Genomic DNA, 14,904 nt, shown 5'->3' with positions numbered 1-14,904 from the left:
GGTGTCACTGGAAAGGCAAGTCAGCAGGCGCGTGACAGCGCGGCCAGGCGCCGCCGGGCGGCGCCATCGAGGTGCGGGCGCGAGGGACCGCGCCCGCCGTTCGATCAGAATTTGACGGTGACGCGGGTATTCACCGAGCGGCCGGGGCCGGCAACGCCATAACCCCAGACGAACGACGACCCCATCATCGATACCTGCTGGTAATTCACCAGATTGGCCCCGCCCAGCGGGAGGTCGTATTCGGTGTCGAGGATGTTATCGATGCCGAACTGGATGCGGACCGCATTCCATTCATAGGCGGTCCGGAAGTTGATCAGCGCATAGGCGGACGTCTCGGTTTCGTTGTGGACCTCGCTGACCTGCGTCTTGGCGCCGACCATCTGCACTTCGAGGCTGTTGGTCCAGTTGCCGATGGTGTGGTCCAGCCCCACCGTGCCGTTGACGGGCATGATGTGGTAGAGATCGACGCCATCCGTTCTCTGGCCGCGCACGAAGTTCACGTTCCCGCGCAGAACGCCCCGGCCGTAGACCGGGCCATCCCAAAGCGCGAGCTTGCCGTCGATGTTGATGCCGTAGAGCCAGGCATCATGGTTGGCGAACTGCAGAAAGACGAAGTTGTTGGTGGTAATGAGATTGCTGGCGAGGTTCGACAGGCAGCCGGCGAGCGCGCAGCGATCCACGTCGATGTAGTCCTGCACATAGCTGTAGTAAGGCGACACGCGCACTTCCCAGACCTTCTGGGCCGCATCATGCCAGCTGGCGGTGAAGCTCACCGTATGGGCCTTCTCCGGCACGAGGTCGATATTGCCCAGATAGCCGTTGCCGTCGCCGAACCAGCCGATCATCTGCATGGCCATGGCGTTGGTGGACCAGGCATAGCGCTCGTAGAAATTCGGCGAGCGCGTCTTGCGGGCGAAGCCCAGCTCGTAAGAGCTCATGGCGTTCGGCGTGTAGCGCAGGATCGCCGAGCCATCGAAATTGATGTCGGTGCGGGCGTGGTCGAGGGCATTGAACGCCGCCGCGTTCGCCCCGTACATCATCGCATTGTAGCCCTGCACGTCGCCGGTGTTCATCCAGACGATGTCGTTCCGCATCCCGATGATGCCGGTCCACTGATCGTTGAAGTGCCGCTCCCACTCGGCATAGGTTCCAACACGCGTGCGCTGGCCGTTGTTGATGTTGATGAAGGTGTCGGGTCCCATCATGCTGGAGCCGGCAACGGGCGGCCACCAGTCATCCAGCGTGTTGTAGACGAGCTCGTTGCCGACCCGGACGAGATCGTGCGGCGAGACGTCCATGGTTGCGCGGATATTGTAGCCGAGATTGCTGGTGCGCGTGTCCATGGGCATGTCGCCAGTCTTGTCCGGCTGGATGAAGCCCATGGTGTGCCGAACCCGGCTGAAGAAGGCGCTGGCCTCCAGCTTGCCCCACTCGAACCGGCCTTCGTAATTCCCGTTGATGAAGAAGGAGCGGTTGTCGACCAGATCCATGTACTGGTTGACGTAGCCCTCATAGGGAATGAACTGGCCTCCGAGCTGCAGCGTGAACAGGTTGCTGGCGTCCCGCTTCGAGATGCTCACCGCATGGTTCTGCGTCTCGTACATGGTGGACTTGATGGTGGTGCCGTTGCCCGAGGTATAGTCGCTCGCCCGCGCCCATCCGCCCGTATAGGTCACGTTCGTGTCCTCGTTGGACATGGTGGCGGTCACGTCCGTGCCATAGCCATTGCCGTTGCTGCGATAGAAGCCCGACACACTGCCGCTGGTGGTGATCTGCTGGCCCGGCGTGAACTTGGGCTGCGCGACCTCGACCTTCACCTTGGCTCCGGTATAGTCGCCGCCGGCACTCACCGGAGATGTGGCCGTGAAGACGGTCATGTTGGAGATCATCGCCGGGTTCACGAAGGACAGCGGCGGGTTCATCTCGTTCGGACAGGCGACACCATAGGTCATGCCGTTGATGTCGATCTGCACCCGGTCGGCGCCCATGCCGTTGATGGCCGGAAGGCTGGAGACCCCACCCGCGCCCCAGGCCGCGCCGCCGGGCACGCCGGTCAGCAAGGCACCGCTGTCGCTCGTGGAAAGCGCGGCCGTTCGGGCCATGATGCTGGTGATCGTCGAGGTGTCGAGCGGCAGGAAGAGGTTTTCGCCCGCGCCCTCATTGGCGCCCCAGTCCGGTTGCGAGGCGGTCACGACGACCGTGGGCAGGCTGTTGCTCACCGGCTTGCCGGCGGATTGGGCGCTGGCCGACGCCATCATCAGCCCGCCGAAGAGCGCAATGAGCGCGGGGGATGTGATGGCACTGCTGTGACGCAATTGATCACGAAAACGCTGGAGGGAATGAGCGTTCATGGGAAGAAATCCAGGAATTTGAGCATGACCCGACGACGCGCGACCATGACGGCGCGCGGGCGCGGGACGGCATCGGTGCCGCGGCAGGAATGGGTGATGGGGCCGCGCGGCAGGCGCGGCAAAGCTCAGGCCTGGAGTGGGGGCGCGCGGGGTTGAGAGGGCCTGCGCGCCCGACGCGCGAACCGCCGGGGCTTCGAGACCGACTGATAATCCGGCGCCTGCGTGCGCCGCGCGACCTGCGCCACGGACGGGGGGGACGGCAGGATCACCGCATCGGCGCGTGCGAGGCAAAACGGACAATGCACCGTGACGCGCTGGTCGTCGGGTACAGCCCCGTCGGCATCGGAAATAGAAAACGTGCCGCAGATGGGGATTTCGGCACCGGGCAAGGCATGGGCGTTGACCGGCATCAATGCGCCGATCAGGACGAGTTGCAGCAGCAGCGCATAGGCAGCGGTCCAGCCGATGAGCCATTGCGCGCGGCGATTTGCGGATCCCACGGTCCGCAGCATTTCAGAATCCCCCGGTGCTCAACCGAATAACATGCCCGGAATCAGATCGGAAATATTGATCCAGAAACGATTGTTGATCGCGACCGGTCATTTGGGGCCATCATTTGGGCCGGACACCAGCAGCGGCTCGTAACGCTTGTCGGTCAGTGTCTTCAGGAACGCCACGAGAGCATCGATCCGGCGATCATCGAGGGCCGGGCTGGCGTGCAATTCCGTTAGCGACAGTGTCCCCCGCACCTCTGGCGGAGCCCAGGGCCGGCTGGTCTCAGGGTTGATCTGACGCGCCTCCGCGTGGGAATTGTACTTGTTGTAGAACAGGATGACCGTGCGCAGGTCGGAGAAGACGCCATTGTGCATGTAGGGTGCCGTGACCGCGACATTGCGCAGCCCCGGCACGCGGAATCGCCCGTCCTGTCGGGCATCACGAATGCCCTTCCTGTCGCGCAGGCCATGGTCCTGCTCTGTGTTGCCGACGACCGGGTTTCGCGGCACGCCGATATTATGGAAGTGGTAGTTGGAAAAGGTCTCGGTCGCGGCATCCGGGCCGCCCGACTGGTGGCACTGACGGCAATTGGTGAACTGGTTTGAGAAGAACAGAACCCGCCCCAGCTCCTCCTGGGGCGTCATCTGGTATTCGCCCTTCAGAAACCGATCGTATTTGGAATCAAAGGGCGAGACCGCCGGACTGCGCTCATAGGCAGCCAATGCCTTGCCAAGCGCGGCAAAGGCCGTCGCAGGCGTTCTGAAGACATCGGGGCCGAACACCTCCTGGAAGGCGGCCACATACTCCGGCTTCTCACGCAGCCGGGCGGCGATGCTTGCCTTGTCCGGCATTGCCATTTCCACTGGATTGAGAATGGGCTGGCCGGCCTGTGCCTCCAGCGTGTCGGCGCGCCCGTCCCAGAACTGCCCTCCCACATAGTCCCCGGCCGTCGTGCGACCGAAGGGGGGACTGAAGGCGGCATAGGCAACGCTCGGAACATTGCGACCGCCATAGGAATGCCCGTCGTCGCCCAACGAGACCGCGCCACCCTTGGGGCCGGGTCGCGGATCGGTGAAGGCGCGGGCCGGATCGTGGCATGTGGCGCACGACTGCGTCCGGTTCTTCGAGAGGTTGACGTCGAAGAACAAGGCCTCGCCGAGGCGGACAAGCCGGGCATCCCCGTCCGCGGCAGGGAGGGGGCGTGGTGCAATCAGGCAAAGGGCCGCGATCAGGAGGCATAAGGCGGCCCCTGGCGCGAGCACGCGCGGGCGCGCGACACGGCGCGGCAAGGTCATCGGCATTGGAACGTGATCCGTCGAGACGTGGCAGGTGGACCGCCTCCCCCTTTGTGGGATGAGGCGGCCCTGTGCGGCGGCGAAGACCTCAGGAGCCGGAGTGCCCCACTGCGGAGGGCTCGCCAGCGATGAGGCGCCTCAGCTTGGCGTCCCGCGAGGAGGCCTCCTCGCCATAGCCGATGGTTCCCGCGAACTGCCCGCGCGCGTCCATCAGATAGACCGTCGCGGTGTGGTCGAGCGTGTAATCGCCGTCCTTCCCCGGCACGCGCTTCCAATAGACCCGGTAGGCGCGCGCCAGTCCGGCGATCTCCTCGGACGAACCGGACAGGCCGACGATCTGGGGATCGAAGGCGTCGATATAGCTCGCGAGCACCTGTGGCGTGTCGCGTTCCGGGTCGAGCGAGACGAACAGCACAGGCAGGCCGAGCCCCCCGGTCCTCAGACGTTCCAGGGACTGGGACATGTCCCAGAGCGTGGTCGGGCAGACATCTGGACAATGGGTGAAGCCGAAGAAGATGGCGAACGGCTTGCCCTTGAGATCGTCGCTGGACAGCACCTCGCCCTTGGACGAGGCCAGCCGGAAAGGACCGCCGACGCTGGTTCGCACCGACGGTTCCCGGCCGAGGAGGAAGTTCGAGACATAGACGGACAGGGCAATGGCACCCGCGATGGCGAGTGCGATGAGCAGCAAGAGGAGAGGCAGGCGCCTCTTGCCGCTGGACTGGCTGGTCACCGTCATGGCGTCACCGTGCCGGCGGTCGGGGGCGCGACGCGCGCGGGAGCGGATGCGATCGTGGCGCCCTGCGGGGTCTCATGGGCTATCTGCGACTCGTGGGCCATCAGGGCCTGGGCGGTGAGTGCGATGATGGCCAGCACGATCGCCGCGATCGCGATCATCTCTTCCACCTTGAGCCGCCGCAGCAGGCGGCGTGCGCCATCTTTCCTCGGAGTGTTGGGAACAGGAGTCATGGGCGTCCTCCACGGGACGTCGGCCGCGCGCGAGGCACGGGGAATGGGAGCGGAATGGCGGAGGGGGCGCTTTCGCGCGGTCAGGCCATCCGTGGAGGCGCGCGGGCCCGCGACGGACGCTCTGCCGCGCTTATGGATTGGGAAAGGACCTCAGGCGCGCGGCGACCGATGCTCCGAGGGGGAACAGCCGGAGGCGAGGCCTCGGCTTCCGGGGGCGCGAGCGCCGCCGTCCCGAACATGGGGCAGCCCTGCCAGCAGCAATCGGGGGCATGGGAACTGCCGTCCGGTCCCTTGCCGCCCTCGTCCCCGTCCGGAGCGCTGGTGCAGATCACCCCGAAATCCGGGGTGAGATCCGGCATCGCATGGGCACCCAGCGCCATGGCGCCGAGAAGCCCTTGCCACAGCAGGACGTACGCCGCCAGACAGGCGACGACGGCTCTCCATGTGGCGGCGCGGGTACGCATGCGTTGCTGCCTGTCCGATGATCGCCGTGTCATAGCGCCCGCCGGACAATCCGGCGATGTGGCGGAAAGCGCCGCCGTCATGGGCGCGCATATCCGCAGCATGCCGGCCTGACAGCGGCCACGCAAATGATCGGTCAATCTACATGAAGCCAGTCCGCGTCGGCGGGAGCACTTGGACATATTGCCCGATGCCGCCGAACCAGGGACGGATCGACCACGCGCTCGAAATGGACGCCCCCGCCGTCTCCGCGCCACGGGCATTCATCGAGAGATGGGGCACCTCCCCCCGGAGGCCAATGTGCTGACAGAGCTAAGTGACCGCCTCAGCCACCGTTGCGCGCGATAACAAGGCGCCCGACGGGGCGAACGCCCGGCTTACCGGCCGCCACTGTAGGGCTCGCCCGCATCGAGCGATGCCATGCGAGCGCGCAGGCGCGGGACGGTCCAGTCGAGGAAGCTGCGCACCTTCAGCGGGAGCATATCCGCCTGCGGATAGATGAGGCTCACCGGCAACGGCTCGGGTGCGAACTCCGGCAGAAGGACCTGCAATTCGCCGGACCGCAGTTCGTCCGCCACCTGATAGGAGAGCACACGGATGATGCCGAGACCGGCACGGGCCGCCTGGATGGCGGCTTCCGTGGTGTTTACGGCGAGCTTCGGGCTCGGCTCGATGGTAAAGGCCGCACTGTCCCGCCGGTAGCGCCACTCTGGCGCGACCGCAAAGCCCTGGAAGCTTATCCCCTCATGGGTGGCGAGATCCTCCGGCCGGCGGGGAACGCCGCGTCGCGCGAGATAAGCGGGGCTGGCGCAGATCACCCGGTGGACCGCGCCGACGCGGGTCGCGATAAGGGCACTGTCCTCCAGATGTCCGATCCGAAGCGCCACGTCGATGTGTTCGTCTCCGAGGCTGATCTGCCGGTCGGTCAACGTCAGGCGCAGGCTGATCTCAGGGTGTTCCGCGAGAAATTCGAGGGCGATGGGCAGGAGATGACGCTCACCGAAGGAGATGGGCGCGGTGACATGCAGCGTCCCTCGCGGTGTGCTAAATTCTCCGGCCGCCTCCCGTTCCGCCTCCTCCAGCTGGCTCAGGATGCGCCGGGAGGCGGCAACGAACGCGCGGCCGGGCTCGGTGAGGGCGAGCCCCCGCCGGCTGCGGACGAACAGCGGCGTTCCCAGATGAAGCTCCAGCTCAGCAATCTTCCGGCTGACGGTCGCAAGCGGCGCGCGCAGGAGCCTGGCGCCGGCCGAAAGGCTGCCCGCCTCGACGACGGCCAGGAGCACGGACATGGCATCGAAGCGGTCCATCTCACCCTTCCGAAATCTGGGAGGATAGCTCCCGAAAAACCAGAATACCGAGCGATAAGTGGATATCCTAACGTCACCGTCAACCGGGGCCGAGGTCGGGACGGCCTGTCCCGATGCCCTCTCACCAGACGGATCCAGCCATGCCCGATCTCTCCCGCCGCGCTTTTGCCTCCGGCCTCTCCCTCGGCATTCTCGGCGGCGGTGTCCTCCCGCTCGTCACGTCGGCCGGAAGCGCTACGGCCGCACCTGCGGCGGCGCAGACCTCTGCTCCTGCCCCGACCGCTCCGGCAGCCAGCGTGACGCCGCTGGCGCAGATCAGGATCGGCCGCTTCACCGTGACGGCGCTCACGGACGGCTATGCGGACATGCCCTACACCTTTTTCCCCGGCCGCACGGCTGCCCAGGTGGAGCAGGCCGCCGTGGCACAGTTCGTCGCGCGGCCGAGCGGCGTGCGCTTCGTCTTCAACCAGTATCTCATCGAGGACGGCACGCGCAGGATCCTGCTCGACACCGGCCCGGCCGGCTCCATCGGGCAGACAGGTGCGCTGCCGCAGGCGCTCGCGGCGATCGGACTGCGCCGGGACCAGATCGATGCGGTGATCGTCACCCATATGCACGAAGACCACCTGGGCGGTCTCGTGGTCGGCGGCCAGAACAATTATCCCGACGCCGAGCTCTTCATCGACCGGCGGGACGTCACGCACTGGACCGATCCGGCCAGGCAGGCGGGTGCGCCGGAGTATCTCCAGAACAGCTTTCGGATGTCGGCCGCCGTGGCGAAGCTCTATCCCCGGCTCCAGGCCATCGATGGCGAGCGCGAGGTGGCGCCGGGGATCTCGATCGTCGACCTGACCGGGCATACCCCCGGCCATATCGGCGTCCGGATCGCCGATGCCGGCCAGAGCCTCATCATGGTGTCGGACATGCTGTTCCCGGTGGTGCACCCGCAGGCGACGGACGTCGGCTTCGTGTTCGAGCAGGACCGCGCAGCCGCCCAGTCCATGCGCGATCGCTTCTTCTCCCGCGCCGCGTCCGAAGGTGCTCTGATCGCCGCGACCCACATGCCTTTCCCCGGGCTCGGCCGCATCGTATCCGACCGGGGCCAGATGCGCTGGCAGGTGGCGGACTGGGCCTGGCAGTCCTGACAATTCCCCGAGAGCTCAGCCGCCGTCGAGCGGCAAGAAGGCGCGGAGGATCTCATGCATGAGAGATACCTGAACATCGCCTCCACCCCATCCGTCGCAGCCGCGCAGGCGCGCTTCGGCAGCGCGGCCCAATGGGCCCGCGCCCGCGCGCGCCACTCTTTGGATGAGGCAGACCCGATCGGTGGGCTCGGCGCGGCCGAGCAGGCGTTCATCGCCGCCCGCGACGGGTTTTATCTGGCGAGCGTCTCCGAGACCGGCTGGCCCTATGTGCAATATCGCGGCGGGCCGCCCGGCTTCCTGAAGGCGATGGACGAGCACACCCTCGGCTTTGCCGATTTCCGCGGGAACCGACAGTACATCACCACCGGAAACGTCGAGGCCAATGACCGGGTCTCGCTGTTCCTGATGGATTATGCCCACCGGCAGCGGCTGAAGATCTTCGGCCACGCCCGCATCATCGATGCAGCGGACGACCCGGCGCTGGCAGAACAACTGGCGGTTCAGGGCTATGCCGGGCGTATCGAGCGTGCCGTCCTGATCACCGTCGAAGCGTTCGACTGGAACTGCCCGCAGCATATCACGCCGCGCTTCACCGCATCCGAACTGGAAGCGGCACTCGCCCCTATAAGGGACGAAATGGACGCTTTGCGGCGCGAGAACGAGCGATTGCGCCACGCGGCCAACGCGAACGGGCAGCACGAGGGCGATCCGCAGGCTTGAGAAAACCTGCTGAATGGCACGTCACCCGGAAGGGCGCGGCACGCCTCGCCCGGATATGGCCTTGTGGCTCCGAACGATGCTGCGGTCAGCGGGCGCAACGGGCGGCCGATCGGGCGTCGTCGCCGCCCGTTCGGCATGGATGAGCTTGGGGCGTCCATGCCGTCCCCGCGGCCAAGCCATGCGCCGGCGTGGCGCATGGCCGGCTCCAGCCTCAGAAATCCATCACGGCCGAGAACTTGAAGGTTCTCGGAAGCCCGGTCGAGACCCATCCATCGTTCACGGCCGCCCAGTAGCTCTTGTCGAAGACGTTCTCCACCGCGAAACGCAAGGCGAGCGGATTACCGAATGCGTGGGTCTTGTACTGAGTCCCGAGATCGAAGCGGATCCAGCTCGGGATCTGCTGGGTGTTCGCCTGGTTCACATATTGGGAACTGGTGGCCAGCATCCGGCCCCATAACGTGAGGCCGGCAACCGGTTCCGGATCCCATTCGATGCCGATATTGGTCTGCCAGTTGGGTACGCCGACCGCAGCGTTGCCGTCATAGAGCCGGTCCGCGGTCTGGGTCAGTGTGCCTTGCGTGTAGGCGACGCCGCCGAGGAGACGCAGCCCCCTCGAAAGCTCACCGAAGACGTTGACCTCCACGCCCCGGTTGCGTTGTTCGCCATTGACGCTGAAGACGGACTCGCCCGCTGCATTGGTCGAGATGATGCTGCTGGGCTTGGTGATCTGGAAAATGCTCGCGGTGGCGGTGAAGGCGCCGAAATCATACTTGATGCCGGCCTCCACCTGCTCCGTCATCATCGGCGGGAACACCTCGCCGGCATTCACCGTGCCCTGATAGGCGATCGGTCCCTGCTGGAGGCCCTGGATGTAGTTGGCGTACAGCGACATCCGGTCGAAGGGCTTCAGCACGAGGCCGAAGGCGGGAGTGACCGCCTGTTCATCATAGGCCTGCGAGATGCTGCCATCGGGATTGAACACATCCACCTTGATCTGCTGATAGCGTACCCCGGCTGTAAAGAGGACGCGCTCGTCAAGGATCGAGAGCGTGTCCGTCAGGGTGACGGCAGGTGCGTTGATATTCCAGTATCTCGGCGGATCGTCGCTAAATCCGAAGGTCGAGGGGCGAGCGACGGTCGGAGCATTGTAGATATTCGTGTCGAAGGCATAGAAGCCGTAATAGTTGCTTTCCTGATTCAGGGACTGGTACAAGTATGAGGTGTTGAGATTGATCTTGTGTCCGATGGGGCCGGTCGCAAACTCCCCGCGAATGCCCGCCTGAGTGGAGGCCGAATTCCCGTTGATGGGGCTGTAATAAGCCGTGGCCGTTGCATTCCCTGCCGGATCGACCACAAGGATGTCCGTGGACAGCATCGATTGCCTGTAGGTGCTGCCGCCGATGCCGCCATAGACCGTCCAGGCTGAGTTGATGTCATACTCGAACTTGCCGAGCGCGTAGGCCGTGTTCGTGCCGGAATACTCCCAGCTTTGGTAGATCTGCTTGCTGACGTCCGGCGCGCGCGGGATGGCGATGTCGGAGACAAAGCCGAAGCCGGCTGCGCCGGTCGGGGCATAGGTCTTCTGGCTGATATATCCGGCATCAAGGCTCGCACGCAGGTCCGCTCCGCGGTAGTCCAGCGCAAGGGTACCGGTCCCGAGGCGGGCGGACTGGCCGTCCACGGACGTGTCCCCGTCCGTGAAGATGCCGTTGACCCGCAGCCCCCATTCCTTGTTGGGACCGAAACGCCTTCCCCAATCGATCTGGGTGCCGAGCTGGCCATCGGAAATATAGCTGCCGGTCAAGCGCGTGATCGGCTCGTCCGTTGCGCGCTTGGGAACCACATTGATCGACCCGCCAAGGGAACCATATTGGGTGTAGCCGGTCAGAAGCGCGTTCGGCCCCTTCAGCACCTCCACACGCTCCATGGTTTCCACCGGGATGAGGCGATCGGGAGAAATCCCACCGTAGCCGTCAATCAGGATGCTCTGGTTGGTGACGCTGAAGCCGCGGATGAAGAAGACTTCACCCGCGCCGGCAGAGGAACTGATGCCGTTGGTGAAGACCCGCACGGACGGATCATTCGCCACCACGTCGGCCACCGTCACGGCCTGCTGCTCCTGGATCAGCTTGGACGTGTAGCTGGTGACGCTGAAGGGCGCGTCCATGATGCTGACATTTCCGAGGATTCCGAGCCGCGCGCCCGTTGCGACCTGCCCCCCGGCATAGGACGGCGGGGCATCCCAATCGTTGATCCCCTGCCCTTCCACATTGATCGTATCGAGGAGAAGCGAGCCATCGCTCGCCGTGGTCGCGCTGACGGGGCGCGGCCGGGTGATCAGGACGTTCGTCGCGTCGGAAAAGGAGTAGACGAGCCCCGACCCTTGGAGAAGCTGTGCGATCACCTGCTCGCGCGTCGCGGTTCCCTGGAACCCGGGCGAGGTCTTGCCGTTCGCGATCGCGGCTTCGTAGGAAACCTGCGTGCCCGATTGCCGCCCGAAGGCCGCAAGGGCTCGGCTCAATGGGCCGGCGGGAATGTTGAAGGTGGTTTGGACACCGGCCTGCGCGCGGGCGCCGCTTCCGCTGCGCGCTCCCTCCACCAGAAGCGCGGTGGTCGCGAGCAGCGTGGCGATCATCACCTTCCGGCCAACGCTGGCGAAACCCCTTGTCCCAGACCCCGGCTGCATGTCCAAGCCTCTCCGTCGCTTTCACAGGAGGGCTGGCGTCTGCACATCGCTGGTCGCTTGAGCCCCTATTAGGGCTTACGAACGGGGCTCCGGAATCTCCTGCGTTCTCGTCGTTTTTTTTGTCAGACGGGAGAAATCACCGTCGCAAACGACCCCAGCTGGCGCACCTTGGCGCCGAACGGACGGACCACCGCCTCAAGGGCGCGGAGGGGGTTGCTCAGGTCGAACACCCCACTCACGACGCGCGATCCAAGGAAGGGGTCCGCGAGCATGACGGGACCGGCCTGCCAGCGGGCGATCTTGGCGACCATCGCCGAGACGGTCTCCTGCTCCGCGATGAGCATGCCCTCGCGCCAGGCGGCGATCTGGGACGCCTCGCGCACACCGCGGGCCACCGTGTGCAAGGACGGATCGAGCGTGATCCAATCGCCGACATTCAGGCGCTCTGCGGAGCTGAGCGTCGCGTTCGGCGTGTGTACCTCCACGATCCCCCGGTCGACGGAGACGGAGATGTAGCCCCCGTCGCTGGACACGTCGAACGCCGTGCCGATCGCCGTCACGGACACCGATCCCGACAGGACGGAGAAAGGCCGTGCCGGGTCCCGCGAGACCTCGAAGAAGGCCATTCCATCGAGGAGTACGATCTCCCGCCGGGCTTCCGAGAAATGGACTGCCACCGTGCTGTCCGGGCCGAGGGTGATCACGCTGCCATCGGCCAGCACCACCCGCCGGATTTCGGCCGTAGATGTCGATGCGTCCGCACGGGCATGGCGGAGGGCCTGCGGACCCAGCCATGTGCCCGCGCCCGCAGCGCCAATGCCGATCATGCCACCCAGGATCACCATGCGCCGTGTCAGCCCGCCGTGGCCAGCGGCGGTCTTCCGCTGGTCGTCGAGGATCTTGCCGGTCATGCCGTGGATCTGCGCGACGCGCGCCCAGGCCGCGGCATGCCTGGGGCTGCGGGCGGACCAGGCGCGAACCATGTCGAGCGCGACCGGGTTGGCGGGGTCATTCTGCAGGCGGATGGCCAGATCGGCGGCTTCCCGAAACAGCAGGCGCTCTTCCGGTGCTTCGCTCATGGGCATTCCTCGTGCGGGCGGGCTGCCGACGCGGCAGGATCGCGAGCTTCCTATCACCATACGAACGGCACGCGCGACTGTTCAGCGGCCGTGATGCCGGCCGCTCAGAGGCCGTTCAGCCGCAGGTCGATGTGCTCGTAGGCATCCCGCACAAGCGCCCAGACCCGCGACCGGGAGAGGCCGAGCTCTGCCGCCACCTCCGCGACGGTCATCTCCTCCATCCGGTGCAGCTCGAAGGCCCGCCGCGTCTTTTCCGGCAGCTCGGCCAGGGCAGCAGCGGTCAGGGCAAGCTTCTGCCGGTCGTAGACGACGACCTCCTGCGAGGGCGATGGATCAAGGATTGCCGCGAAGCCATCGGGGCAAAGATCCACGCGGTTCAGCAGCCGCTCCCGCCGCAGATGGTCGATGGAAAGATTGCGGGCCACCCGGAAGAGATAAGCGGCAGGATTGTTCACGGGGGCGCTTTCGGCGGGCGGGGACACAAGAACCCGGACGAACGTGTCCTGGGTGAGGTCGGCGGCCATGTCCGCCGTCAGGCCGCGCCTGCGCAGCGCCTGCGCGATATCCTTCGCGTGCTGCTTGAACAATGCGGCAAGATCCCAGCCCACTGAACACCACCCTCCGGCCGCGCCAGCGCCGTCCGCCAAGGCGGAACCGGCCCTTGTCGGCGATTGCAGCGCTGGCGGACGTGACACGAAAGCGTCCGACAACACGGAGGGGCTTAGCCCAAATCAAAATTCTTACGCAAGAACAATGATTTATACAGATTCTAAGCAGCAACTTCTTTCTCCGGCGGAGTTCACAAGGAAAGTCGGGAAAATATCCGAGACATCAGATGGTTGTCCGGAGCTCTGAAACCGAAACGGGCTCTACGCCGGCGAACGCCCGGATCGCAGGACATGCCGGAGCGCCACGAGCAGGGGGACGCCAAGGGCGATCCATGAAAGGACCCACCATATGCCGCCCTGTCCCAGCAGGGCGGACACCAAGCCGAACAATGTGAGAAGCGCGAGGCCGATGGGCCAGCCCCATTGACGCCAGAAGGCCGCAGGACGCGCCTTCATTCCGCCGCCTCCGGCAGGTCCGCAGCCGCGGGAGCTGGCATGCGCTTAGGCCGGGGAGACCGGACCCGGCTGTGCTTGGCAAGCCAGAGATAGAGGCCGCTCGCCAGCACGACGATCGTCACAAGGTCGAGCAGCGCCCAGATGATCTTGAGCGGCAAGCCGCCATAGTCGCCAAAATGCAGGGGGCGCGAAATCTCGAGCGCACGCAGGTACCAGGGCATCTCCACCACCGCCGTCAGTTCGCCGGTCCGCGCATCGACCAGGACGGGACTGAAAAGGCGCTCGGCCAGCGGGGTCTTGCCGTGCCCCCAGAGCAGATAATGGTGCGGGCTGCCGAACGGGTTTCCGGGATAGATGACGGCGGCCACATGCATGTCCGGCAACGCCCGGATCGCCTTGTCATAGGCGGCCTGCACCGATGTGAGCTCGCCCGGCGCCGGCGGCATGTCGCTCTCCCGCGACGCCAGCATCGCCTGCACGTCGGTGCGCTGCCATAGGGTGAAAAGAGGCGTCGCCAGTTCATTGAGGACACCTGTCGCGCCGACGACCAGCACCCAGAGAGCGGTGACGATGCCGAGAAGATTGTGCAGATCGAGCCAGCGGGTGCGCCGCGAGCGCCCGCCCCGTACGACACCGAAGTCGAGCTTGCGTGTGAAGGGGCCGTAGAGCACGACCCCGGACACGAGCGCTGCAACGAAAAGCAGGCCCATCGCCCCCATGAACAGGCTCCCCGCCAGATCCGCGAACAGATCCACGTGAAGCCGGAGCATGAGCGTCATGAAGCTCGTGCGCTGCTGTTCCGGCGGCTTCGATTGCTCGATCACCTGCCCGGTGCGTGCATCGAAGCGGATGAAATGCTCAAGCTTGGGGTCCTTCTCCATCGCAGCGAAGGATGGTGCCATCCACACGAGCACCTGCGGCGCGTCATCGTCCTTGAACAGGGAGACGATGGTCTCGCCCGGATACAGGGCTTGCGCCCGGCCGATCAGGCCATCGAGGCTCTGATGCGGCGTCTCTGGCGGCATCTCCGCATAAGCGGGAGGCGGATCGATCCAGTGGTCGATCTCCTCGTGGAAGGTCAGCGGCAGGCCCGTGAGACATATGAGCAAAAGAAACGCCGTGCATATCAGGCTGCTCCATTTGTGGATGAGGGCCCAGATCCTGATCGCTCCACCCGACATCAGCGTCTCCCCGGCATCATTTCTGGGCACGGGGTCAAGGGAGGTAACGGCGATCCATCGGCGGCACGTGGGAGACGGTCGTCAGGCACTCGCGGGGCTCCTGCTCTTTGGAGCCGAGACAGGGCCCCTAACAGGTAGACGAATGAGGAC

At 65.4% G+C, this 14,904-nt stretch carries 12 protein-coding genes; 2 read left to right on the top strand and 10 right to left on the bottom strand.

Annotated features, from left to right (window positions below; all coding sequences use genetic code 11):
* Positions 1-104: 104 nt before the first annotated feature.
* The 6 genes from DFO45_RS23390 to DFO45_RS23365 form a co-directional block, all read right to left on the bottom strand.
* Positions 105-2,351, bottom strand: a complete 2,247-nt coding sequence (locus DFO45_RS23390) for a TonB-dependent receptor (RefSeq protein WP_133866743.1) — start codon at positions 2,349-2,351, stop codon at positions 105-107.
* A gap of 125 nt (positions 2,352-2,476) precedes the next feature.
* A complete protein-coding gene (locus tag DFO45_RS23385; protein ID WP_133866742.1) occupies positions 2,477-2,863 on the bottom strand; it encodes a DUF2946 family protein in 387 nt (128 codons plus the stop codon).
* Positions 2,864-2,950: 87 nt separating this feature from the next.
* Entirely contained in the window at positions 2,951-4,141 is a 1,191-nt protein-coding gene (locus DFO45_RS23380) for a cytochrome c peroxidase (RefSeq protein ID WP_133866741.1), read from the bottom strand.
* Positions 4,142-4,229: 88 nt separating this feature from the next.
* Complete coding sequence (locus tag DFO45_RS23375) at positions 4,230-4,880, bottom strand: SCO family protein (RefSeq protein ID WP_133866740.1); 651 nt, start codon at positions 4,878-4,880, stop codon at positions 4,230-4,232.
* Positions 4,877-5,110 (bottom strand): hypothetical protein, encoded by a 234-nt coding sequence (locus tag DFO45_RS23370; RefSeq protein ID WP_133866739.1) that lies wholly within the window; start codon positions 5,108-5,110, stop codon positions 4,877-4,879. The genes DFO45_RS23375 and DFO45_RS23370 overlap by 4 nt, the downstream gene beginning before the upstream one ends.
* Before the next feature lie 839 nt (positions 5,111-5,949).
* On the bottom strand, positions 5,950-6,879 hold the full coding sequence (locus DFO45_RS23365; RefSeq protein ID WP_133866738.1) for a LysR family transcriptional regulator: 930 nt from the start codon (positions 6,877-6,879) through the stop codon (positions 5,950-5,952).
* A 140-nt stretch (positions 6,880-7,019) separates the two neighbouring features.
* On the opposite strand from DFO45_RS23365, the gene DFO45_RS23360 reads away from it, so the two are divergent.
* Together DFO45_RS23360 and DFO45_RS23355 are read left to right on the top strand one after the other, a co-directional pair.
* Positions 7,020-8,024 carry an MBL fold metallo-hydrolase gene (locus DFO45_RS23360; RefSeq protein ID WP_133866737.1) on the top strand — a complete coding sequence of 335 codons (1,005 nt, stop codon included), beginning with the start codon at positions 7,020-7,022 and terminating at the stop codon, positions 8,022-8,024.
* Positions 8,025-8,078: 54 nt separating this feature from the next.
* Positions 8,079-8,744, top strand: coding sequence for a pyridoxamine 5'-phosphate oxidase family protein (locus DFO45_RS23355; protein ID WP_133866736.1), 666 nt, complete (start codon positions 8,079-8,081; stop codon positions 8,742-8,744).
* 211 nt (positions 8,745-8,955) lie between these two features.
* On the opposite strand, the gene DFO45_RS23350 is transcribed toward DFO45_RS23355, so the two are convergent.
* The 4 genes from DFO45_RS23350 to DFO45_RS23330 all read right to left on the bottom strand — a co-directional run bounded on the left by DFO45_RS23350 (position 8,956) and on the right by DFO45_RS23330 (position 14,754).
* Complete coding sequence (locus tag DFO45_RS23350) at positions 8,956-11,379, bottom strand: TonB-dependent receptor (RefSeq protein WP_245518240.1); 2,424 nt, start codon at positions 11,377-11,379, stop codon at positions 8,956-8,958.
* 173 nt (positions 11,380-11,552) lie between these two features.
* Positions 11,553-12,509 carry a FecR domain-containing protein gene (locus DFO45_RS23345; RefSeq protein ID WP_133866734.1) on the bottom strand — a complete coding sequence of 319 codons (957 nt, stop codon included), beginning with the start codon at positions 12,507-12,509 and terminating at the stop codon, positions 11,553-11,555.
* Positions 12,510-12,613: 104 nt separating this feature from the next.
* On the bottom strand, positions 12,614-13,117 hold the full coding sequence (locus DFO45_RS23340) for a sigma-70 family RNA polymerase sigma factor (protein ID WP_133866733.1): 504 nt from the start codon (positions 13,115-13,117) through the stop codon (positions 12,614-12,616).
* 452 nt (positions 13,118-13,569) lie between these two features.
* On the bottom strand, positions 13,570-14,754 hold the full coding sequence (locus DFO45_RS23330; RefSeq protein ID WP_133866732.1) for a PepSY-associated TM helix domain-containing protein: 1,185 nt from the start codon (positions 14,752-14,754) through the stop codon (positions 13,570-13,572).
* Positions 14,755-14,904: the final 150 nt, after the last annotated feature.

The sequence above is a fragment of the Azorhizobium sp. AG788 genome (assembly GCF_004364705.1).
GTDB lineage: Bacteria > Pseudomonadota > Alphaproteobacteria > Rhizobiales > Xanthobacteraceae > Azorhizobium > Azorhizobium caulinodans.
This window is presented reverse-complemented; position numbering and strand designations above follow the sequence as displayed.